This window comes from Aureimonas sp. AU12 (assembly GCF_001463705.1).
In the GTDB taxonomy this organism is placed as follows: domain Bacteria; phylum Pseudomonadota; class Alphaproteobacteria; order Rhizobiales; family Rhizobiaceae; genus Aureimonas.
Window position 1 is genome coordinate 57,318 of the sequence record NZ_BBWH01000043.1, and the last position, 22,178, is coordinate 79,495.

Annotated in this window: 24 protein-coding genes; 11 read left to right on the plus strand and 13 right to left on the minus strand. The window is 65.1% G+C overall.

Features of this window, described 5'->3' with window-relative positions:
• Nucleotides 1–9 precede the first annotated feature (9 nt).
• A complete protein-coding gene (locus AUL33_RS17110; protein ID WP_280137829.1) occupies nt 10–768 on the plus strand; it encodes a TetR/AcrR family transcriptional regulator in 759 nt (252 codons plus the stop codon).
• Here AUL33_RS17110 and AUL33_RS17115 read toward each other — a convergent pair.
• The 5 genes from AUL33_RS17115 to AUL33_RS17135 form a co-directional block, all read right to left on the minus strand.
• The gene (locus AUL33_RS17115; protein ID WP_062210991.1) at nt 746–1,537 is read right to left on the minus strand and encodes an ABC transporter permease; all 792 of its coding nucleotides are present in this window, start codon (nt 1,535–1,537) and stop codon (nt 746–748) included. The genes AUL33_RS17110 and AUL33_RS17115 overlap by 23 nt on opposite strands.
• Nucleotides 1,534–2,244: an ABC transporter permease gene (locus AUL33_RS17120; protein ID WP_062210994.1), complete on the minus strand. Its 711-nt coding sequence runs from the start codon at nt 2,242–2,244 to the stop codon at nt 1,534–1,536. Before AUL33_RS17120 ends, AUL33_RS17115 begins: the two co-directional genes overlap by 4 nt.
• A gap of 201 nt (nt 2,245–2,445) precedes the next feature.
• Nucleotides 2,446–3,243, minus strand: a complete 798-nt coding sequence (locus AUL33_RS17125; protein WP_062210997.1) for an ABC transporter substrate-binding protein — start codon at nt 3,241–3,243, stop codon at nt 2,446–2,448.
• Nucleotides 3,244–3,366: 123 nt separating this feature from the next.
• Nucleotides 3,367–4,032 (minus strand): molybdenum cofactor guanylyltransferase, encoded by a 666-nt coding sequence (gene mobA / locus AUL33_RS17130; protein WP_062210999.1) that lies wholly within the window; start codon nt 4,030–4,032, stop codon nt 3,367–3,369.
• 2 nt (nt 4,033–4,034) lie between these two features.
• A complete protein-coding gene (locus AUL33_RS17135) occupies nt 4,035–4,952 on the minus strand; it encodes a DMT family transporter (protein ID WP_244492313.1) in 918 nt (305 codons plus the stop codon).
• Between the two features lie 187 nt (nt 4,953–5,139).
• Here AUL33_RS17135 and AUL33_RS17140 point away from each other — a divergent pair, with 187 nt between their 5' ends.
• Nucleotides 5,140–5,412 carry a hypothetical protein gene (locus AUL33_RS17140; protein ID WP_062211002.1) on the plus strand — a complete coding sequence of 91 codons (273 nt, stop codon included), beginning with the start codon at nt 5,140–5,142 and terminating at the stop codon, nt 5,410–5,412.
• A 91-nt stretch (nt 5,413–5,503) separates the two neighbouring features.
• On the opposite strand, the gene AUL33_RS17145 is transcribed toward AUL33_RS17140, so the two are convergent.
• Nucleotides 5,504–5,731, minus strand: a complete 228-nt coding sequence (locus AUL33_RS17145; RefSeq protein ID WP_062211005.1) for a YMGG-like glycine zipper-containing protein — start codon at nt 5,729–5,731, stop codon at nt 5,504–5,506.
• Between the two features lie 67 nt (nt 5,732–5,798).
• Entirely contained in the window at nt 5,799–6,836 is a 1,038-nt protein-coding gene (gene moaA, locus AUL33_RS17150; RefSeq protein WP_062211008.1) for a GTP 3',8-cyclase MoaA, read from the minus strand.
• A gap of 109 nt (nt 6,837–6,945) precedes the next feature.
• On the opposite strand from moaA, the gene AUL33_RS17155 reads away from it, so the two are divergent.
• The gene (locus tag AUL33_RS17155) at nt 6,946–7,308 is read left to right on the plus strand and encodes a gamma-butyrobetaine hydroxylase-like domain-containing protein (RefSeq protein WP_062211011.1); all 363 of its coding nucleotides are present in this window, start codon (nt 6,946–6,948) and stop codon (nt 7,306–7,308) included.
• A 37-nt stretch (nt 7,309–7,345) separates the two neighbouring features.
• On the opposite strand, the gene AUL33_RS17160 is transcribed toward AUL33_RS17155, so the two are convergent.
• The 3 genes from AUL33_RS17160 to AUL33_RS17170 all read right to left on the minus strand — a co-directional run bounded on the left by AUL33_RS17160 (nt 7,346) and on the right by AUL33_RS17170 (nt 10,747).
• Nucleotides 7,346–8,095: a proteasome-type protease gene (locus AUL33_RS17160; protein WP_062211432.1), complete on the minus strand. Its 750-nt coding sequence runs from the start codon at nt 8,093–8,095 to the stop codon at nt 7,346–7,348.
• A gap of 184 nt (nt 8,096–8,279) precedes the next feature.
• Nucleotides 8,280–9,221 carry an alpha-E domain-containing protein gene (locus AUL33_RS17165; protein ID WP_062211014.1) on the minus strand — a complete coding sequence of 314 codons (942 nt, stop codon included), beginning with the start codon at nt 9,219–9,221 and terminating at the stop codon, nt 8,280–8,282.
• A 131-nt stretch (nt 9,222–9,352) separates the two neighbouring features.
• Nucleotides 9,353–10,747 (minus strand): circularly permuted type 2 ATP-grasp protein, encoded by a 1,395-nt coding sequence (locus tag AUL33_RS17170; protein ID WP_062211435.1) that lies wholly within the window; start codon nt 10,745–10,747, stop codon nt 9,353–9,355.
• A gap of 236 nt (nt 10,748–10,983) precedes the next feature.
• Between AUL33_RS17170 and AUL33_RS17175 the strand changes: the two genes are divergently transcribed.
• From AUL33_RS17175 to AUL33_RS17200, 6 genes are all read left to right on the plus strand, one after another.
• Entirely contained in the window at nt 10,984–11,988 is a 1,005-nt protein-coding gene (locus AUL33_RS17175; protein ID WP_062211018.1) for a sugar-binding transcriptional regulator, read from the plus strand.
• Nucleotides 11,989–12,118: 130 nt separating this feature from the next.
• A complete protein-coding gene (locus AUL33_RS17180; protein ID WP_062211021.1) occupies nt 12,119–13,438 on the plus strand; it encodes a sugar ABC transporter substrate-binding protein in 1,320 nt (439 codons plus the stop codon).
• A gap of 215 nt (nt 13,439–13,653) precedes the next feature.
• Complete coding sequence (locus AUL33_RS17185) at nt 13,654–14,517, plus strand: carbohydrate ABC transporter permease (RefSeq protein ID WP_062211024.1); 864 nt, start codon at nt 13,654–13,656, stop codon at nt 14,515–14,517.
• A gap of 3 nt (nt 14,518–14,520) precedes the next feature.
• The gene (locus tag AUL33_RS17190; RefSeq protein WP_062211027.1) at nt 14,521–15,351 is read left to right on the plus strand and encodes a carbohydrate ABC transporter permease; all 831 of its coding nucleotides are present in this window, start codon (nt 14,521–14,523) and stop codon (nt 15,349–15,351) included.
• A gap of 25 nt (nt 15,352–15,376) precedes the next feature.
• Entirely contained in the window at nt 15,377–16,375 is a 999-nt protein-coding gene (locus AUL33_RS17195; protein WP_062211030.1) for an ABC transporter ATP-binding protein, read from the plus strand.
• 233 nt (nt 16,376–16,608) lie between these two features.
• On the plus strand, nt 16,609–17,649 hold the full coding sequence (locus tag AUL33_RS17200; protein WP_062211033.1) for a glycosyltransferase family A protein: 1,041 nt from the start codon (nt 16,609–16,611) through the stop codon (nt 17,647–17,649).
• A gap of 75 nt (nt 17,650–17,724) precedes the next feature.
• Here the strand turns inward: AUL33_RS17200 and AUL33_RS22280 are convergent, their stop codons facing one another.
• From AUL33_RS22280 to rfbA, 3 genes are all read right to left on the minus strand, one after another.
• Nucleotides 17,725–18,477: an ABC transporter ATP-binding protein gene (locus AUL33_RS22280; protein ID WP_062211036.1), complete on the minus strand. Its 753-nt coding sequence runs from the start codon at nt 18,475–18,477 to the stop codon at nt 17,725–17,727.
• 6 nt (nt 18,478–18,483) lie between these two features.
• Nucleotides 18,484–19,332, minus strand: coding sequence for an ABC transporter permease (locus tag AUL33_RS22285; protein WP_062211039.1), 849 nt, complete (start codon nt 19,330–19,332; stop codon nt 18,484–18,486).
• A gap of 160 nt (nt 19,333–19,492) precedes the next feature.
• Entirely contained in the window at nt 19,493–20,365 is an 873-nt protein-coding gene (rfbA, locus tag AUL33_RS17215) for a glucose-1-phosphate thymidylyltransferase RfbA (RefSeq protein WP_062211044.1), read from the minus strand.
• A gap of 174 nt (nt 20,366–20,539) precedes the next feature.
• Between rfbA and rfbC the strand changes: the two genes are divergently transcribed.
• Complete coding sequence (gene rfbC / locus AUL33_RS17220) at nt 20,540–21,115, plus strand: dTDP-4-dehydrorhamnose 3,5-epimerase (RefSeq protein ID WP_062211047.1); 576 nt, start codon at nt 20,540–20,542, stop codon at nt 21,113–21,115.
• Nucleotides 21,112–22,176: a dTDP-glucose 4,6-dehydratase gene (rfbB, locus tag AUL33_RS17225; RefSeq protein ID WP_062211050.1), complete on the plus strand. Its 1,065-nt coding sequence runs from the start codon at nt 21,112–21,114 to the stop codon at nt 22,174–22,176. The genes rfbC and rfbB overlap by 4 nt, the downstream gene beginning before the upstream one ends.
• The last annotated feature ends 2 nt before the right edge of the window (nt 22,177–22,178 follow it).

The window sequence follows — 22,178 nt, forward strand, 5'->3', positions numbered from 1 at the left end:
CGAGTGTCGGTGGACGGAAAAGAAAGGGCAAGGCGTCCGGACGCCACCGACAAGAATCAACCACTTTCGTCAACCATCGCCCGTCGGCGGGGTCGTCCGCAGAAGGGGCAGTCCGAAAGCCTGACGCAGGCGATTGTCGACGTCGCCGCCGACTTGTTCATGAGCAACGGGTTCCGCGCCACCAGCATGGACGCGATCGCCGCCCGCACCGGCAGTTCGAAGCGGACGCTCTACGCGCGCTTTCCCTCGAAGCTTCATCTGTTCGAAGAGGTGATGCAGCGTTTTGCGCAGGCGCGTCTGGCGATCTTCGGACAACGCGACCCCGGCTCCGAGACGTTCGACGCCTTTCTGACCCGTATCGCGCACGACATGCTGGCGCAAGCGGTGGATGCCGAGGGCATCGCCATGTTCCGGCTTCTCGTCGCGGAGGGCTACCGCTTTCCCGAACTGAAGGTGATCGGCCATGAGCGACTGGTGGAGCCGATGACGCGGGCTCTGACGGAAGCTCTGACGGGCGCCATCGCTCGCGGCGACATCGTCGACCGCGATCCGGCCTTCCTGGCCGAGCAGTTCATCGAGGCCGTCTGCGGCCGGGAGGTCCGGCGAATCGCCTTCGGCTACGAGGAGGCGGGGATGACGGAGCAGCGGCTTGCGCGCGTCGACCTTGCCGTCGACCTTTATCTTCAGGGCATCCGCGTGCGCGCTGCGGAAGAGGGCCGACACGAGGTCAGGGACACGAAGCGGGTCAGCGCACGAGGTGGCGCGTAAGCCGCCGTTCGGCTGCTGCGGTCAGGATCCGGACGACCTCGACGATGACGAGGTAGAAGATCGCCGCCCAGACATAGGTCTGAAAATCGAACGTCTTCGAAAAGGCGCGCCGGGTCTCGCCGAAGAGATCGAACACGGTGATGATCGCGACGATGGCCGAGGCCTTCACCATCAGGATCAACTCGTTCGCGTAGGGGCGTAGCGCCACCATCAGGGCCTGCGGCGTGATGATCTTCGAGACGATCACGTAGCGGCTGAGGCCGAGGGAGCGCCCTCCCTCCCACTGGCCGCGACCGACGCTCTCAATGGCGCCGCGCAGGATCTCGGTCTGGTAGGCGGCGGTGTTGAGCGCCAGCGCAAAGATCGCGCAGTACCAGGCTTCACGGAAGAACCACCAGAGACCAACGCTCTCGAAGGCACCGCGGAAGCTGCCGAAGCCGTAATAGACGAGGAAGATCTGCGCGATTGCCGGCGTGCCGCGGAAGAACGACACGTAGGCGAACGTCGCCCCGCGCGCCCATCGATTGTCCGACATGCGCCCGGCCGCGAGCGGGATCGAGAGCAGGGCACCGATCGAATAGGACAGGCCGACCAGCGACAATGTCGTCCACAGGCCTTCGAGATAGGAGGGGCCGTATCGCGCCACGAGGTCGAAATCCCAGACCCGCACGAGATAGAGCGCCAGCGAGACCGCGCCGACGGCCCAGAAGGCTAGCGTGATCAGGCCGACCCATCCGATGCCGCGCTGGGCCATGAGGGATTTGCTCATCGCACAACCTCGCCGCGCCGGGTCCAGGTTTCGATCCGGCCGATCACGATGGACGACAGGAGGGTGAGGCCGAGATAGAGGACGCAGGCCAGCCCGAAGAAGAAGAACTGCTCACGCGTCACCCGCGCGGCCACGCCGGTCTGTCGAAGAATGTCCGCCAACCCGATCACGGAGACGAGCGCCGTGTCCTTCAAGAGATTGAGCCAGACGTTCGAAAGCCCGGGTAGGCTGATGCGGATGAGCTGGGGAAAGATCACCAGGCCCATGATACGCCGCGGCGAAAGCCCCACGGCTCGTCCGGCTTCCCACTGGCCCACGGGAATGGCCTTGAAGGCTGAGAGGAAGACCTCGCTCGAATAGGCGGAGAAGACGAAGCCGAGCGCCACCATGCCGGAGACGAAGCTCGACAGTTCCTGCGGCCCGCCACCGAACGCAGCGCTCACCGAATTGATGACGTTCTGCCCGCCGTAGTAGACGAGGAACAGGGTCAGAAGCTCGGGAAGCCCCCGGAAGATCGTCGTGTAGATGTTGGCCGACAGGCGAAGCGCGGGGTCAGCGCCTCGCTTGGCCAAGGCCAGGGCCAAGCCGAACACGACGCCGAAGGGCAGGGTGGACAGCGCCAGCGTCACGGTGACCACGACGCCCCAGGCGATTTCGTCGCCCCAGCCCGTCGAGCCGAATTGGAGCAGTGCGAGGTAGGGACTCACGCGTCCGTACCGATGCAGCCGTGGTCTCCATCCTCAACGCCCCTCCCATCCGATCCGCCCGATGCGGATGCGAATCTGTCTGCGGAAGGGGCGTCTTGCATGGGCGCGGAGCCTGATTTGCGGTCCGACCACACGAATCGGCGGCCGGACGGGAAGGTGCCGCGTCGCAGGAGCGATCGCAAGGCGAACGGTTGCGAGGGATTACTTCCCGTAGACGTCGAACTTGAAATACTTGTCCTGAACCGTCTTGTAGACCCCGTTGGCGCGGATCGCGACGATCGCCTCGTTGAACATCGTCTTCAACTTTTCGTTGCCCTGACGCAGCGCGATGCCGGCACCCTTGCCGTAGATCGCCTCGTCCGGCTTCATCGTGCCGAGCAGCTTGCAGCAGGCGCCGTCCGGGCTCTCCAGCCACTGTGACAGGACGACGATGTCGTCCATCACGGCATCGAGGCGACCGTTGGCGACGTCGAGCTTGTACTCTTCCGCGGTCGGATAGATCTTCACGTCCGCATCGGGATAGAAGGTCTCGGCGGCCTGCGCGTGCGTCGTCGAACCCTGCGCGCCGATCGTCTTGCCCTTCAGCGAGGCATCGCTGACATCGGTCAGCGGGCTGTCCTTCGGTACCGCCATGGCGCCGGCGGTGTTGTAGTACTTGTTGGTGAACAGCACCTGCTTCTCACGCTCGGGCGTGATCGACATCGAGGCGATGATCGCGTCGAAGCGCTCGTTCTGCAGCGCCGGGATGATGCCGTCCCAGTCCTGCGCCACGAAGGTGCAGGTCACCTTCATCTGGTCGCAGAGCGCCTGCGCGATGTCGACGTCGAAACCCGAAAGCTTGCCCGAGGCGTCGAGGAAGTTGAAGGGCGGGTAGGCGCCCTCGGTGCCGATACGAACCTCGGTCCAGGTCTTGTCGGCATCGCTCTGCTGCGCCTGCGCCAGTCCCGACATCGCGGCAAGAGCGGTGGCGGCCAGAATCATCGTCTTGATCGAAGGCATGAAGGTCCTTGGGACGGAGGGGTCGACGGCGGCCGGCTCGCTTGGGAAATGAGCATGCCTATAAAGATAGCGATACTGACGGTTTCCGTTGGTTTGACAAGGCGGCGCGCACCCGCTCGTGCTCTATCCCGCGCTTTTTACCACCGTCCGGGCGGTCGCCAGGTCCTCCGGCGTGTTGATGTTGAAGAACGGATCGACGAGCGATCCCTCTGTGGGCAGCTCGAACGGCGCGACCCGCCGACCCTCGCGATCCATCACCGCGGCCAGCGACCGCGACCGGTTGGGCAGCAGGGGATCGAGCGGAAGGTCGTCCAGGGACTCGCACGGCCAGAGCGCGATGGTCGGATGCAGCCGCCCGCCGGACGAGGCGACGGCGACGCGCCCCTTGCCAGGCGCGCATGCCAACCGGGCGACGAGGTCGTGCGGCAGGAACGGCGTGTCGCCGGCGACGCAGACGAGGTCGAACCGATGACCCAGCGCCGCCGTGAAATGACGCCCGGCGGCATCGAGACCGGCGAGCGGTCCCGGGAACCCGGCATCGGCATCTTCGACGCAGGGCAAATCGAAGTCCCGATACAGCGCCGGCTCGTTCGTCGAGATCGCGATCGCCTCGGCTTGTAGGCGCAGCCGCTCGATCGCGTGGGCGAGAAGTGGACGACCGCCGAGATCGAGCAGCATTTTCGGGACCGTGCCACCCATGCGCGAGCCTCGCCCGCCGGCCAGGATCACGGCAACGGTCGCCCTGGCCGACATGCGCGCGTCGCTCGTCGTCCGCTTGTGGGCCACCATGCTCAATGAACCTGCGCTTTGGGCGCCTGCAGGATCCCGCGACGCGACTCGCGATGGATCATGTAGGCGCCGCTTCCCACGACGATCGCCGATCCCAGAAGCTCGGCTGCGTCCGGCCGCTCGCCGAGGAAGGCGATTCCGAAGACGAAGGCGAAGAGCAGCACCGTGTAGCGAAACGGCGCCACGAAGCCCATGTCGCCGGTGCGCATCGAGGCGACGATCATCACGTATCCAAGGCCAACGGCGACAGAAGCCACCGACAGGATCAGCCAGAGCCAACCCGTCATCGGCTCCCACCCGACCACGGGCAGCAGGCCGAACCCCACCGCCGAGACCGCGATCGAGGTCACGCTGGCAACGAAGAGCGAGGGCAGCGTGGCGGGCATCCGACGGGTCACGAGGTCGCGCATCGCCGCGAAGCCGACGGAGATCAGCACCCAGACCGCATAGATGTTGAAGCCGTCCGAGGTCGGTCGAAGGATCACGAGGACGCCGATGAAGCCGACGAGAATAGCCAGCCAGCGGCGCCAGCCCACCCGTTCCCCCAGGAACAGGGCGGCGGCCAGCGTGATCGTCAGCGGCAAGGCCTGGAAGATCGCCGAGGCGTTGGCCAGCGGCAGGTGCTGGAGCGCCGAGATGTAGGCGAGGGTGGTGCCGATATCCGCGCCGGTTCGCAGGAGAACGGTCGGTGCCAGAACGGCGCGGGGCGGCCGCAGGGCGCCCCGCCACCGGGCGACCAGAAGCAGGAGGATCGCGGTCAACCCGCTGCGCAGAGCCATGACCTGCGCCGGTTCGATCGACGCCGTCGCCAGTTTCACCAGCATGTCGTTGACCGCAAACGACGCCATGGCCCCGGACATCAGCAAGGCGGCGCGAACGTTGTCGGACAAGGTGGAAAAGCGAAGCGAAAGGGCGGACACGGCGTGGGACTTCAGCGACGGGAGTGGGCGGGGTCAGGCCCCTTCCTACGGTTCCCTGATCGATCGGGCTAGGGTTTCCACCCCAAAATCGTGGTCGTGAGAATTTGAGCATTTTGGGAAAGAGTTGCGCAATCGGCACGCCGCTAGACATGTTGATGGAAGAGCGCCCACGGAAAGGCGGCACCTCATGTCGACCGACTATCAAACGATCTCGCAGGACGCCAAGCGGCAGTCCGACCTCTCCGCATGGCGCAAGAACTGGTCGCCCGTAATCGCCCGGTCGACCACCAGCGTTGAGGGCCGGACATCGGCTTTCGACGTGACACCGGCGCAGGCTGCCGATGCGGCGCGGACCGTGTCCTTCAGCATGCCGCTTTTTCTCGTGCGTTCGATCGAAACGTCCACCGGTTCCACGAACCGGGTGGCCGCCGCTGCGGCCTATGCCGAAATGGGGGAGTAACCGCTCTTCGCCACATCGTTCAGACCAGAAAGGGGTGGCCGGCGCCCAACGCCGACCACCCCTTTCTGCGTGCCCCAGACGTGTCCGCGGATCAGTAGTAGCCGCGACGACCGGACTGGTTGCCGATGACGGCGCCTGCCGTTCCACCTGCCAGGCCGCCGATCAGCGCACCGCCGGAGCCGCCGACAGCATTGCCGACCACCGCGCCACCGACGCCGCCGATCGCGGCGCCGCCGACCGTGCGCTCCGACGTCGTGCAACCAGCCGTGGCGAGAAGAACGGCACCGAGTGCCAATGAAGATTTGATAAGCGGCGTCATCGTGGACCTTTCCATACGCGTCCCATTCTCGCCATCTAACGTTGTGGGCACGGGGCGGTTCCCGGCGCTACCCGCCGGTGACGCTCATGTGACGGGCCACGGCCGGTCGCCGGGTTGCGCGATCGATGATGAAGTCGTGCCCCTTGGGCTTGCGGCGGATGGCCTCGTCGATCGCGGCGTGCAACAGGCCGTCGCTCTCCGACGCCCGCATCACGCTGCGCAGGTCCGCCGCATCCTCCTGCCCAAGGCACATGTAGAGCGTGCCGGTACAGGTGACGCGCACCCGGTTGCAGCTTTCGCAGAAATTGTGCGTCATCGGCGTGATGAAGCCGAGGCGACCGCCCGTCTCGGCGACCTCGACATAGCGGGCGGGGCCACCGGTCTTGTAGGGAATGTCGCGGAGCGTGAATTCGTCCGCCAGCCGGGCCCGGACCGTCGAGAGCGGCAGGTAGCGATCGGTCCGGTCCTCCTCGATCTCGCCGAGCGGCATCGTCTCGATGAAGGTCATGTCCATGCCCTCGCCATGGGCCCAGCGCAGCATGTCCGAGAGCTCGGCCTCGTTGAAGCTCTTCAGCGCGACGGCGTTGATCTTGATCTTGATCCCCGCCGCCTGCGCCGCGCGAATGCCTTCGAGGACGCGGGCAAGATCGCCCCAGCGCGTGATCTCGCGAAACTTGTCGCCATCCAGCGTGTCGAGCGAGACGTTCAGCCGGCGCACGCCGCAATCGGCGAGTTCGGCCGCGTGGCGGGCCAGTTGCGAGCCGTTCGTCGTCAGCGTCAGCTCCTCCAGCGCGCCGGTCTTCAGATGCCGCGAGAGCGAGCGAACGAGATGCATGATGTTCTTGCGGACCAGCGGCTCGCCGCCGGTCAGCCGAAGACGCCGCACGCCGCGATCGATGAAGGCGCTCGCCAGCCGGTCGAGTTCCTCGAGCGTCAGCAGGTCGCGCTTAGGCAGGAACTGCATCTCCTCGGACATGCAGTAGACGCAGCGGAAATCGCAGCGGTCGGTGACGGACACTCGCAGGTAAGTGATCGAGCGGCCGAACGGGTCGACGAGTTCGGGGCCGGTTGCGGCGGGCAGCTGGATGGAGTCGAAGAGGTTCATGTCCGGGCGGATGCGAGACCGCCCTCCTTTCTTTCGCGTTAAGAGCGAATGTGGAAGGGGTACGCCACCGGGTCAAGTCGATCCGGTCCCGAGCCTTGAAAGTGATGCCATGTCCGACGCCGCCAAACTGCCGCCGACGGAGATCCGGGTCTCGCCCGACCGGCGCACTCTGACGCTGCGTTGGAGCGACGGAAGCCTCGACGAACTGCCCGCCGAGATGCTGCGGGTCCTGTCGCCCTCGGCGGAAGTGCAGGGCCACTCGCCGGCGCAGCGCCAGACGCTCGGCGGCAAGCGCGACGTCAAGGTCGCGGACCTTCGCCCCATCGGACACTATGCCGTGCGTATCGTCTTCGACGACGGGCACGATTCCGGTCTCTACACCTGGACGTTCCTGGCCCGCCTCGGCCGCGAACGCGATACGCTCTGGCAGGCGCATCTGGCCGAGCTCGAGGCCAAGGGCATCAGGCGCTGAAGCCGTGTCGGCGCTGCGGCGTGCCCGCAGCGTGGGATCAGGACGACGCCGCGTTCGCCGGGATGAACGGCGGCAAGCGGTCGAAGGCGGTCTTCAGCGAGTCCGACCAGCCCTCGGAGATCTGCCGGTAGTAGGGATCGCGGTGATCGAAGCGCTGCCGGTAGCCTGCTTCCAGCTTGCCGGTCTCGTAGACCTGCACGTCGATCGGCAGGCCGACGGAGAGGTTGGACTTGATCGTCGAATCGAACGACACGAGTAGCAGCTTCACCGCGTCCTCGAGGCTCATCTGCGGCTCGTAGGTGCGCACCAGGATCGGCCTGCCGTACTTGTGCTCGCCGATCTGGAAGAACGGGTTGTCGGGCCCGGCCTCGATGAAGTTGCCCTCCGGATAGATCATGAACAGGCGCGGACGTCCGCCCTTGATCTGACCGCCGAGAATGAAGCTCCCCGAGAAGCGGCTGCTGCCTTCCTGGCCGGACTCGGCCGTAAAGGAAATGACCTCCTTCAGCGTCTCGCCGATGACCTTGGCGGTCTGGAACATCGACGGCTGGGTGAGGAGGGTCGGCTTGCGCTGCGAGGGCGCCAGACCGCGCTCTTCGAGGAGCGACACCGTGGACTGCGTCGTCGCGAGATTGCCAGCCGACAACAGGCAGAGGAAGCGGTCGCCCGGAACGTTCCAGGTGCGCAGCTTCGTCACCACGGAAATGTTGTCGATGCCGGCGTTGGTCCGCGTGTCCGACATGAACACGAGGCCCCGCTGGAGCAGGAGACCCACGCAGTAGGTCATCGCCATTTCCCTTCAAAACACCCTCGGTCGCGACCGTAGCCGCAACGGGGCGCAGATATCGCCGCGCCATCGCCGGAAGGCAAGCGTGAATGCGGTCGCGACCACCTCTAATCGATGCTTTCGACCGGTTCCCGCTAGCTTTCACGCCGGCAGGCAGGCGATCCCGCGACCCGGCGTTGCAGCGCTACGAGTAGAAGCTGTAGCTCTTGGCGATCTCGTTCGACAGCCGGTTGTTGTCGACGATGAAGGTCTCGAGAAACTCGTGCAGCCCGCCGTCGATGATCTCCTTCACCGTCTGCGTTTCCAGGCGATGCGCGATCGCACGCGCCGTCTCGTGGCACGCATGATCGACGCCGTAGGTCTTGGCGAGATAGTCCAGGCTGTCGCCGATACAGCGATAGGAATAGGCAAGGGACCGCGGCATGCGTCGGTTCAGCATCAGGAAGTCGATGATGTCGGTCGCCCGCAGGTCGGCGTCGTATTCCCAGGCGTAGGACCGCAACGCCGAGACCGAGCGCAGGATCGAGCCCCACTGGTAGTTGTCGAGCGAGGAGCCGACCGAGGAATGCGTGGGCATCAGCACCCAGTATTTCACGTCGAGAATGCGCGCGGTGTTGTCGGCGCGTTCCACGAAAGTGCCGAGATTGCAGAAGTCGAAGATCTCGTTGCGCAGCATCGTGCCGTAGAACGAGCCGCGGATCAGGGCCGTGCGCGACTTCACGAGATCGAGCACCGCCGGCAGGTCCTCGATCGGGCGCGACATGCGCTGGCCGAGGATCATCCAGCTTTCGTTCAGCGCCTCCCACGTCTCGCGGGTGAGGGCGGTGCGCACCATGCGCCCGTTGGCGCGCGCAACGCCCATCGACGAGAGGACGCTGGAGGAATTGTCGAGGTCGCGCAGGAGGTAATCGATGATCTGGCTGGGCTCGAAGGCCGCGTATTTCTCGAGATAGCCGTTTTCGACGCCGGCCGAGACGAGCACCGACTGCCACTCGTCGGGCTCGGCGGAGAGATTGGTCAGCGACAGGCGAAGGCCCGCATCGAGAAGTCGGGCCATGTTCTCGGCCCGCTCGATATAGCGCTGCATCCAGAAGAGACCGTTGGCTGTGCGTCCGAGTAGCGGCATGGGAGGTCGCGTTCGTCCTGTTCCGGATTGGTGAGGCTCGCGGACGCCTGAGGGCGGGCGAGGAGAGGCTGACGGGCGAGGCGCCGCGAGGGCTGCTTGGATCGCGACGTGCCGCGGTCCGTGCAGCCGCGTCAGTCTTCGAGAACCCAGGTATCCTTCGTTCCGCCCCCCTGGCTGGAATTGACGACGAGCGACCCCTCCTTCAGCGCGACGCGCGTCAGGCCGCCGGGAATGATCTTCACGGTATCGGACACAAGCACGAACGGTCGCAGATCGACATGACGTGGAGCCAAGCCCTTTTCCGTCAGGATCGGCACGGTCGAGAGCGCGAGGGTCGGCTGGGCGATGTAGTTGCCGGGCCGCGCGCGCAGCTTGGCGCAGAAGGCCTCGCACTCGGCCTTCGAGGCGGCAGGGCCGACGAGCATGCCGTAGCCGCCCGAGCCGTGCACTTCCTTCACGACCAGTTCCTCGATGTGTTCGAGTACGTAGGCGAGACTGTCGGCCTCTGCGCAGCGCCAGGTCGGCACGTTCTCGAGGAGCGCCTTCCTGCCGGTGTAGAACTCGACGATCGCCGGCATGTAGGAGTAGATCGCCTTGTCGTCGGAAATCCCGGTGCCCGGCGCGTTGGCGATGGTGATGCCGCCGTTGCGATAGACGTCCATGATGCCGGGAACGCCGAGCACCGAATCCGGTCGGAAGCTCAGCGGATCGAGATAGGCGTCATCTACGCGTCGGTAGAGCACGTCGATCGGCAGGTAGCCCTCGGTCGTGCGCATCGCGATGCGATCGTCGATCAGCTTGAGATCCGAACCCTCCACCAGTTCGACGCCCATCTGGTCGGCGAGGAAGGCATGTTCGTAATAGGCGGAATTGTGGATGCCGGGCGTGAGGATGGCGAGGCGCGGCGTACCCTTGCAGGCCGGCGGCGCCACAGCCTGGAGCGAACGTCGCAGATGGCGCGGATAGGTCTCGACCGGGCGCACGCGGTTCTGCGCGAACAGCTCGGGAAACATCTGCATCATCGTTTCGCGGTTCTCGATCATGTACGAGACGCCGGACGGCGTGCGGGCATTGTCTTCGAGAACGTAGAACTGGTTTTCGGCCGTGCGCACGATGTCGACGCCGATGATGTGGGTGTAGACCCCGCCGGGTGGGCGGAAGCCGACCATCTGCGGAATGAAGGCCTCGTTGCCCTCGATCAGGCGCTTCGGCACGATGCCGGCCTTCACGATTTCCTGGTCGTGGTAGATGTCGTCGAGGAAGGCGTTGAGACCGCGCACGCGCTGCTCGATGCCTTCGGCGAGTGCGTTCCACTCCGAGCCGGAGATGATGCGGGGCACGAGGTCGAAGGGGATGAGGCGCTCGGCCGCTTCCTCCTGACCGTAGACGTTGAACGTGATGCCGGTGCGCCGGAAGAACCCTTCGGCCTCGCCCGCCTTGGCGGCCAGCGTCTGCGGAACCTGCTGCTCGTACCAGGAATGGAACCGGCGATAGGGGTGACGCACACCGCCTTCGCCTGCCAACATCTCGTCGAATCCGCCCAAGCCATGCCCCTGTGATTGCCTGCGGTCATACAATGCGCGAAACCGGCGGAATTCCAAGTCTCGTCGGGTCGGATATGCGAGATTCGTGCATTCCCGAGCGGCCTGCCAAAGATATGGGCAACGAACGGCGCGCGGGCGGGCAGGGTGGCCGGCCGCAACGCCGGCTGACATGATCGCTGACGGGGCTGAAAGCCCCGTGCGCGTCTGGGAGGATGGGAATGCGGAAGACGAGGGAGGAACCGGTCAGCCGGCTGGACGATGCCGCGCGGGCCGGCTGGCTCTACTACGTCGCCGGCAAGACGCAGGAGGAGATCGCCGCGCGCCTCGGCATCTCGCGCCAGGCGGCCCAACGTCTCGTGTCGCTCTCGGTCTCCGCCGGATTGGTGCGGGTCCGCATCGAGCATCCGATCGGCGCCTGCCTCGAACTCGCGCGCCGGCTGGAAGAGACGTTCGGTCTGGTGGATGCCGAGGTGGTGCCGTCCGATCCCAGTTCGACCTCGACGACGCTCGGCGTCGCCGATGCCTGTGCCGACCGCCTCCAGCGCGAACTCATGACGGCCCGGCCCCGCATCCTCGGCATCGGCACCGGGCGAACCCTGCGCGCAGCCGTCGAGCGGCTTCCGGCGCTGTCATGCCCCCAGCACCGGATCGTTTCGCTGACCGGAAACATCGCGCCGGACGGGTCCGCCTCCGTCTTCAACGTCATCTTCTCGCTCGCCGACAAGGTGGAGGCGCCGCATTACCCGATGCCGCTGCCCGTGGTGGCCTCGTCGGCGGAAGAGCGCGCGATGCTGCACGAGCAGAAGGTCGTGCAGATCTCGCTCCGCCTGGCGTCGGAAGCCGACATCGCCTTCGTCGGCGTCGGCGAGGTCAGCCCCCTCGCGCCGCTCGTCCAGGACCGCTTCATCTCGACGCCCGAGCGCGAGGATCTCGTCGCCTCGGGCGCCGTGGGCGAGATCATCGGCTGGGTGTTCGACGAGGACGGCGTGCTTCTCGACTGCGATTTCAACCGACGCGTGGTCAGCCCGCCGATCCCGGCGACGCCCGGCGCGCACGTCATCGGCGTCGCCATGGGGCAGGCCAAGCGCCATGCAATCCATGCCGCCATTCGCGGTCGCCTGATCAACGGGTTGATCACCGACGAGGAGACGGCGACGGCGCTTCTCCAGATCGAGTTGAACGGGCGTTCAGGGGCTTCCCCAGCGCGGATGATGGGCGCATGATCGTGCGCGACGAAACGCCCGTCGGACGTGTGCAGCGCGGCATGAGAATCGTTTGACACGCTTCCGGTTCGATGGGATTTTGCCCAAGTATTGAATTTTTGCCCAACAATGGGCATCGGGAGGATCTGCCATGAACTACCGCGCATGTCTCGCGGGAGCGATTTCGTTCGCCGCCCTTTCGTCCGGAACGGCTCTCGCCCAGACGACGCTGACCATCGGCACCGTGAACAACAGCGACATGATCCGCATGCAGGGTCTGACCGCGGAGTTCACCAAGGCTCATCCCGACATCGCGCTCAACTGGGTGACGCTTGAGGAGAACATCCTCCGCCAGCGCGTCACGACCGACATTGCCACGAAGGGCGGCCAGTTCGACGTCATGACCATCGGCACCTACGAGGTTCCGATCTGGTCGAAGAACCAGTGGCTCGTTCCGCTGAAGAACCTCGGCGCCGACTACAATGTCGATGACCTGCTGCCGCCAATCCGCCAGGCGCTGTCGACCGACGGTACGCTGTTCGCGGCGCCCTTCTACGCGGAGAGCACGATGACGCTCTACCGAAAGGACCTGTTCGAGAAGGCCGGCATCACCATGCCGGAAAAGCCCACCTGGGACTTCATCGCCGACGCGGCCGCCAAGATCACGGACAAGAGCGCCGGCGTCTACGGCATCTGCCTGCGCGGCAAGCCGGGCTGGGGCGAGAACATGGCCTTCCTCGGCAACATGGCACGTGACTTCGGTTCGAACTATTTTGACGCCAACTGGAAGCCGCAGTTCGAGAGCGAAGGGTGGAAGAAGGCCGTCACGCTCTACGTCGACATGATGACCAAGTCGGGTCCTCCGGGCGGCGCGTCCAACGGCTTCAACGAGACGCTGTCGCTGTTCGGCCAGGGCAAGTGCGGCATGTGGATGGACGCAACCGTCGCGGCCTCCTTCGTGACCGATCCCAAGCAGAGCCAGGTCGCCGACAAGGTCGGCTTCGCACCGGCGCCATGCGGCGTCGACAACTGCCCGAACCAGGGAGCCAACTGGCTCTGGGCGTGGTCGCTCGCGATCCCGGCCGGCTCGCAGAAGACCGAAGCCGCCGAGACCTTCATCGGTTGGGCGACCTCGAAGGCCTATGCCGATCTCGTGGCGTCGAAGGAAGGCTGGGCCAACGTTCCTCCGGGCACCCGTACCTCGCTCTACGCGAACCCCGAGTACCAAAAGGCTGCTCCGTTCGCCGAGCAGACGCTCGCCGCGATCAATCGCGCCGATCCGTCCATGGGTGCCGACAAGCCCTATGTCGGCCTGCAGTTCGCGGCGATCCCGGAGTTCCAGGGTCTCGGCACGGCGGTCGGCCAGCAGATGGCCGCGGCGCTTTCGGGCTCCTCGACGGTCGAGCAGGCTCTGGCCGCCGCGCAGGCCCAGGCAACGCGTGAACTGACCCGGGCCGGCTACATCAAGTAGTCGAGACGGTTCGAAGTCCGGTCGGCTGGAGCCGGCCGGATCTGTGCCTCGGCCCTTGGGGGCCGGGGCCGTTCTCGCCCTCTGGACCGGTAAGGGCGGGACACGCAGACGCATTACGGCTCGTGCCAACCGGCGCCCGAGCCATGTTCCTGTCCGCTGATGTTTTCCTTGCCTGCGACCCGGTCGGGGCGCGCAATCCCCGATCGGATCGAGCCATGGCGACAACGAATACCCAATCGACCGCCCGATGGATGATGGCGCCGTCGGTGATCGTGCTGTTCATCTGGATGATCGTGCCGCTGGTGCTGACGCTTTGGTTCTCGACCCTGCGCTACACGTTCTACGATCCGTCGACCCCGTTCATCGGCATCGAGAACTACACCTACTTCCTCACCGACCCACGCTTCATCAGCGCCTTCCAGAACACGCTGATCCTCGTCGCCGGCGTCCTCGCCATCACCGTCATCGGCGGCACGCTAGTGGCGTTGCTGCTGGATCAGGAGTTCTTCGGCCAGTCGCAGGTCCGTCTGCTCGTGCTGGCGCCGTTCTTCGTCATGCCCACCGTCGCGGCGCTGGTCTGGAAGAACATGATGATGAACCCGGTCTACGGCGTCATCGGATGGCTACTGCAATCGGTGGGTCTGCAACCGATCAACTGGCTGACCGACTACCCGCTCTTCTCGATCATCATCATTGTCGCCTGGATGTGGCTGCCCTTCGCGACGCTCATCTTCTTGACCTCGCTGCAGTCTCTGGCCGAGGACCAGAAGGAGGCGGCCGAGATGGACGGGGCGGGGGTGCTGTCGATCTTCTTCTACATCACGCTGCCGCACATGAAGCGGGCGATCACGGTCGTGATCCTGATCCAGACGATCTTCCTCCTGTCGGTCTATGCCGAGATCTTCGTCACCACGGGCGGCGGCGTGGCCTCGTCGAACCTGCCGTTCCTCATTGCTTCGATCATCTCGCTGGAGGGTGATGTCGGCACGGCGTCGGCCGGCGGCATCGTCGCCGTGGTGGTCGCCAATATCGTGTCGATCTTCCTTGTCCGTCTCGTCGGCAAGAATCTGGAGGCCTGATCCATGGCGCGACGCATCTCCACCCGCCGGAAGTCCCTCATGACGATCCTGGCCTGGTTCGTGGGCTTCCTGATCTTCTTCCCGATCCTCTGGACGATCCTGACCTCGTTCAAGACCGAGCTCGACGCCATCGCCATCCCGCCGAAGTTCCTCTTCTTCAACTGGACCACCGAGAACTACGTCGCGATCCAAGAGCAGCGGAACTACTTCGCCTTCCTTTTGAACTCGATCTATCTCTCGCTGGGATCAACGCTGCTCGGTCTCGTCTTCGCCATTCCCGCCGCCTGGGCCATGGCCTTCTCGCCGACGCCGCGCACCAAGAGCGTGCTGTTGTGGATGCTCTCGACCAAGATGATGCCGGCGGTCGGCGCGCTCGTGCCGGTCACGATCCTGTTCCGCAACCTCGGCCTTCTCGACAGCCGGTTCGGCCTGATCGTCATCCTCTTTCTAATCAATCTGCCGATCATGGTCTGGATGCTCTATACCTACTTCAAGGAAATCCCCGGCGAGATCCTCGAAGCGTCGCGGATGGACGGCGCCAGCTTGCGCCAGGAACTGTTCCAGGTTCTGGCCCCGATGGCCGTGCCCGGCATCGCCTCGACGATCCTTCTCACCGTGATCCTCGCCTGGAACGAGGCGTTCTGGACCCTGCTTCTCACCACCACCAACGCCGCGCCGCTTACCGCCTTCATCGCTTCCTTCTCCAGCCCGCAGGGCAACTTCTACGCCAAGCTGTCGGCAGCCTCGACACTCGCCATCGCGCCCATCCTCATCATCGGATGGTTCTCGCAGAAGCAGCTCGTGCGCGGCCTGACCTTCGGCGCCGTGAAGTGACCACCGTCTTCCAAAGGATCCCCGCATGAGTGCGATCACGCTTCAGAACGTCAGCAAGCGCTTCGGCGACGCGGTCATCATTCCCGGGCTCGACCTGCAGATCGACGACGGCGAGTTCGTCGTCTTCGTCGGCCCCTCGGGCTGCGGCAAGTCGACGCTGCTCCGCCTCATCGCCGGGCTGGAAGATACGTCGGGTGGCAAGGTGGTCATCGACGGGCGCGACGTCACCGACGCCCCGCCGGCCAAGCGCGAACTGGCCATGGTGTTCCAGTCCTACGCGCTCTACCCGCACATGAGCGTCGCCGCCAATATCGGCTTCCCGCTGAAGATGGCGGGCATGTCGAAGGACCAGATCGATGCCAAGGTGAAGGGCGCGGCGGCAACGCTCAACCTCACCGACTATCTCCACCGCAAGCCGCGCGAGTTGTCGGGTGGCCAGCGTCAGCGTGTCGCGATCGGGCGTGCCATCGTTCGCGAGCCGAAGGGCTTCCTGTTCGACGAGCCGCTGTCCAATCTCGACGCCGCGCTGCGCGTCAACATGCGGCTCGAGCTGTCCGAGCTGCACCAGCAGCTGAAGACCACGATGATCTACGTCACGCACGACCAGGTCGAGGCGATGACGATGGCCGACAAGATCGTCGTGCTCAACCGCGGCAACATCGAGCAGGTCGGCTCGCCGCTCGATCTCTACGCCAATCCGCGCAATCTCTTCGTCGCCGGGTTCATCGGCTCGCCGAAGATGAACTTCCTGAAGGGCGAGTTTGCCAGCCGCAGCGGCGCGACCACGGTTGGGTTCCGTCCCGAGCACACCGAACTCTCGACCATCGGCGGCACCCTGCGCGGCGTCGCCGGCGTCTCCGAGCATCTGGGGTCCGACACGTTCGTCCACGTCAAGCTGGACAATGGCGAGCAGGTCACCGCCCGGTCGCCCGGCGACTTCCGCGTCGCCCATGGTGATCCCGTCTGGCTCACTCCGGAGACAGGGCGCCTGCACCATTTCGACCAGAACGGTTTGAAGGTCTGACGTCTCGGGCGTCAGACCCGGGGCTTGAGCGGCCGACGCATCCTTCGTTCGGCCTGGCCAGCGTATAGGTCGGCCGAGAACGCCCCTATGATTCCTCGTCCGCGACCGCCGATCTCGTCGGTCGTCTTCGCGCCACGGTGTTGTAGCCATTCCATTCCGCCGGGAAACATGAGAAATCCCCGGTCAATCCAGCCGGTTGGGCAGGCCGGCAGCTGTGAATGGAAGTCTGATCTTTGAACGAACGTCCGCATTCCGATCCTGAGACCGACCTCTCGATCGTCGCCATCATTCCTCTCTACAACGGCGCCGAATTCATCGAGCGATCGATCCGCACGGTCCTGGCGCAGACGCGGCAGCCCGACGAGTTCTTCGTCGTCGACGACGGTTCCACCGACAACGGCCCCGACATCGTCCGTTCGCTGATGGTGGATCACCCCTTGATCCAGCTTCTGTCCAAGGAGAACGGCGGCCAGTCCTCGGCCCGCAACTTTGCCGTCGCGCATTCGAAGAGTGCACTCATCGCGCTGCTCGATCAGGACGACGGCTGGTACCCCGACCATCTCGCCGAACTCGTGAAGCCGTTCGCGGCCGGCGCGCACTTTCGTCTCGGCTGGGTCTACAGCAACCTCGACGAATGCGATCGGTTCGCACGTATGCGCAATCGCCGCATTCTCCGGCTGATGCGGCAGGAGCATCCCAAGACGCAGCTCTCGAAGTGCTTGGCCGACGACATGTTCATCCTGCCCTCCGCATCACTGATTTCGAGGCAGGCGTTCGAGTCCGTGGGCGGCTTCGACGACCGGCTTAGCGGCTACGAGGACGACGATCTCTTCGTTCGACTGTTCCATGCCGGCTACGACAACGTCTTTCTCGACAAGGCGCTGTCCTACTGGTGCATCTATCCGGGCTCGACCTCGTTCTCGCCGCGCATGGCCAAGTCGCGGATGATCTATTTCGAGAAGCTGCGCGAGAGCTTCGCCTATTCCGAGAACTGGTCCTACGATCCCGTCGCGACGCTGATCGCACCCCGCTTCTTCGGACTGATGCGCGGCGAGATGTACCGCGCGGAGCAGATCCAGAGCCCGCCGCTCTACGAACAATCCGTTCGCGATGCGCGGTTGGTCCTGCCCTACATGCCGCGTCGAGGCGGGGTCTTCAACAACGTCTGGATGACGATGATGAGCTCGTACAGGCGCGCCCGTTTCCTGCGTTCGATCGGCATCCTGACGGTCCTGCGCACGGCGCGCCGCATCGCCGGACGCATCTCGCGCTAGCGACGACCAACGACGCCCGGGATCGGCAATGATCGCCGAATCCCAGGCGCCGCCATCGCCGAGCCCTATGGCGGATCAGGCCGCGAGCGAGCCGTGATAGGCGGCCAGAACCTCTTCCACCCCGCCCTGCAGGCGCATGCGCCCGTGCTCCATCCAGATCGCCGACGTGCACCATTGCCGGATCAGGTCGTCGGAATGGGAGGCGAGGACGAGGAGGCCGGCCTCGCCGATAAACGTGCGCATGCGCTCCTTCGCCTGCTGCAGGAAGGCTGCGTCGCCGGCGCCGATGCCCTCGTCGATGAGCAGGATTTCCGGCCGGATCGAGGTCGAGACCGCGAAGGCGAGGCGGGTCGCCATGCCCGAGGAATAGGTGCGCATCGGCATGTCGAGGAACTCGCCGAGCTCGCTGATCGCCCCGATCTCGTCCAGCTTGGCCGAGATCTCGCGTTTCGAGTAGCCGAGCAGCATGCCGCGTAGAACGATGTTGTCCCAGCCCGTCGCGTCGGGATCCATGCCGAAGGAAAGATCGAACATCGAAGCGACATCACCACTGACGGCGACGCGCCCGGCCGTCGGCGCGTAGATTCCCGCCATGACGCGCAGGATCGTCGACTTGCCGGCGCCGTTATGGCCGATCAGCCCGACCCGCGCCCCGTGCTCCAGATGCAGCGACAGCCCGTCGATGGCGCGAACCGAGAGTCGTCCGCTGTCGCGTGGGCGAATCTGGCCGCCGGTCGCCGCCGAAATGACGTTGTTCTTCAGCGAGCGGTTGCTGGCGTTGAAGATGGGGATCTCGACCGACACGTCGTCGAAGCGGATGGATGCCATGTCGCGTCAGGCCCAGTAGGCGATGCGGCTGCGATAGCGCGCGAAGAACAGGAAGCCGCAGAGGCCCATGACGATCGTCATGCCGATGCAGGCGAGCCAGTTCGAGAGCAGCGCCGTCTGACCGAGCAGCGGGTCGCGGGTGATTTCGATGAAGTGGTAGAAGGGATTGACGCCGAGGAAGAAGGCCCGGTTCGGAACCATGGCCGCGCTCCAGAGGATCGGCGTCATGAAGAACACGACCTGGATGACGCTGGCGACGATCATCGGAATGTCGCGGAAACGCGCGCAGAGCGGCCCGAGGATCATCGTGATGAAGATGCCGTTCAGCGTGATCAGCGCCAGCGCCGGCACGAAGAGAAGCCCGTTGATGCCGGGCCAAATGCCGAAGATCGCTGCGACGAGGATGTAGATGACGAAGTTATGCCCGAAGGTGATCAACTGCTTCCACATGAACTGGAAGATGTAGACGCTGAGCGGCATGCGGACCTGCCGCACGGAGCTGGCGGCTCCCGAGAACACGTCGCAGCTTCCGGTGATGGTGGTGCCGATCAGACCCCACATGATGAAGCCGATCGCCAGGAACGGGAGGTACTCGTGGATGTCCTGCCCGAAGATCTCGGAGTAGAGGACGCCCAGGCCGCCGACCATCACGCCCATCGACAGCGTGAGCCAGAACGGTCCGAGCACCGATCGACTGTAATGCTTGCGCACGTCGCGCCAGCCGAGGAAGAGCCAGAGTTCGCGCATCGCGAACCCCTGGCGGAAGTCCTCCATCGCCTCGCGGCGGCGCGTCGCATGGCTCTTTGCCCCGTCCGACGCCCATTCGTGGCCACTCGTTTCGAGGGTCGCGCTCATTCGTGTCCTCCGGCCCGGGTCCGCCTCGCGAACCGGCTGACCCTGCGGTCGCACAGACGGATGGGGCCGGCAGTCCCGTTTGCCGCAAGCCGCGTCCTCGTCGGCGGTGGATAGCGCAGGCCCCCCGGCGGCACAAGGCGGCGGGAGCCTGCCGCTCGCGTCAGCGTGGCTGTCGCGCCAGCCGCTGAAGGTAGAGCCCGTACTGGCTCTTGCCGAGTTCTTTGCCGAGCGTCATCAGATGGTCGGCGTCGATGAAGCCCAGATTGAAGGCGATCTCCTCGGGGCAGGAGATCTTGAAGCCTTGGCGGTGCTCTAGGGTGCGCACGAATTCGGCGGCCTCGAGCAGCGAGTCCGGCGTACCCGTATCGAGCCAGGCGAAGCCGCGGCCCATGCTCTCGACGCTGAGCGTGCCCTCTTCCAGATAGAGCCGGTTGAGATCGGTGATCTCCAATTCGCCGCGCGGCGAGGGCTTGAGCGTGCGCGCCAGTTCGGAAGCGCGCCCGTCGTAGAAGTAGAGACCCGTCACCGCCCAGTTGGAGGCGGGATTGGCCGGCTTTTCCTCGATCGTCGTGGCGCGACCGTCGGCGCCGAAGGAGACGACGCCGTACCGCTCGGGATCGTTGACGTGGTAGGCGAAGACGCTGGCGCCATGGTCGCGCCGCATGGCGCTGCCGAGAAGCTCGGGCAGGCCGTGGCCGTAGAACAGGTTGTCGCCCAGCACGAGCGCCGACTTCTCGCCGGCGACGAACTCCTCACCGATCAGGTAGGCCTGCGCCAGACCGTCCGGGCTCGGCTGCTCGGCATAGGTGAACTTGACGCCCCAGCGCTCGCCCGTGCCCAGAAGTGCGCGGAAGCGGGGCAGGTCGTGCGGCGTCGAGATGATCAGGATGTCGCGGATGCCGGTCAGCATCAGGGTCGACAGCGGATAGTAGATCATCGGCTTGTCGTAGACCGGCAGGAGCTGCTTCGAGGCGGTCAGGGTCATCGGGTGGAGCCGTGTGCCGCTGCCGCCGGCCAGAATAATCCCCTTCATGTCCGTTCCTCCGCTCTCGTCATACAATCGTCTTGGCTTCGCGCGTCTTAGCGGTCTCGTCTGGCGCTGGCCAGTCCGGCGACGTTCGAGCGCGTTCGATGCCGCTTTTCCTTGCGGCTGGCCGGGGTTTGTCGCAAAACGCACGCCGACACAATGCGAGAGAAAGCGAACGCCATGCTCGATATCCGACCCTTGGATATCCAGGACGTGCTGGAGATCAAGCCGAGGAAGTTCGGCGACGATCGCGGCTTCTTTTCAGAAACCTTCCAGCGGGACCGGCTGAAGGCCGGCGGCGTCGCGGCGGACTGGATGCAGGACAACCAGTCCTATTCGGCCGAGGCGTTCACGCTGCGGGGCTTGCACTACCAGGAACCACCCTTCGCGCAGGACAAGCTGGTGCGCGTGCTGCGCGGGCGGATCCTCGACGTCGCCGTGGACATCCGGACGGGCTCGCCGACCTTCGGCCGTTGGGTCTCGCTCGAAGTGTCGGCCGAGGACTTCAACCAGATCCTCGTGCCCGCCGGCTTCGCGCACGGCTTCCTGACGCTCGTTCCCGACACCGAGGTCTTCTACAAGGTTTCGGCGCCCTACAGCGGCGCTCATGACCGCTCGATCCGCTACGACGATCCGGCGCTGGCCATCGACTGGACGCTCGGCGGCCGTACGCCCATTCTCTCCGCCAAGGATGAAGCCGCGCCGCGTCTCGCCGAGGTTCAGAACCCATTCGTATTAAAGGACGCCTCGCAGTGAAGATCCTGGTCACCGGCGGCGCCGGCTTCATCGGTTCGGCGGTTTGCCGTCACCTGATCAACGACACCGACCATTCGGTCGTCAATCTCGACAAGCTGACCTATGCTGCGAGCCTCGGCTCGGTCGCCTCGATCGAAGCCGACCCCCGCTACCGCTTCGTGCAGGGCGACATTCTCGATCGCGCCTTCGTCGCCGACCTGTTGAAGGCCGAGCAGCCAGACGCGATCATGCATCTGGCGGCGGAAAGTCACGTGGACCGCTCGATCGACGGGCCCGGCGACTTCATCCAGACCAACATCGTCGGCACGTACGAACTCCTGGAGGCCGCGCGCACCTACTGGTCGGGCCTGACGGGCGAGAAGAAGAGCGGGTTCCGCTTCCATCATATCTCGACCGACGAGGTCTATGGCGACCTGCCGCTCGACGACAGCCTCTTCACCGAAGAGACGCCCTACGCGCCGTCCTCGCCCTATTCGGCCTCGAAGGCGGCGTCCGACCATCTCGTGATGGCGTGGCACCACACTTACCACATGCCGGTGGTGCTTTCGAACTGCTCGAACAATTACGGCCCCTACCACTTCCCGGAAAAGCTCATCCCGCTGATGATCCTCAACGGGCTTGAGGGCAAGAAGCTGCCCGTCTACGGGCGCGGCGAGAACGTGCGCGACTGGCTCTATGTCGACGATCACGCACGGGCCCTGGCGCTGGTGGCGACGACGGGCGAGGCGGGGCGCTCCTACAATATCGGCGGGCGAAACGAACGCTCGAACCTCGCGGTCGTCGAGACGATCTGCGACACGCTCGATCGTCTGGCACCGATGCCGGACGGTTCCTCGCGGCGCGACCTTATCTCGTTCGTCACCGACCGGCCGGGCCACGACCTGCGCTATGCCATCGACGCAACGCGGATCGAGATCGAACTCGGCTGGCAGGCTGAGGAGACATTCGAGACGGGGCTGGAGAAGACCATCCGCTGGTATCTCGACAATCGCGACTGGTGGCAGCCGATTCGCGAGGGTCGCTATTCCGGCGAGCGCCTCGGCGCGGCCGTGAAGGGCTGACG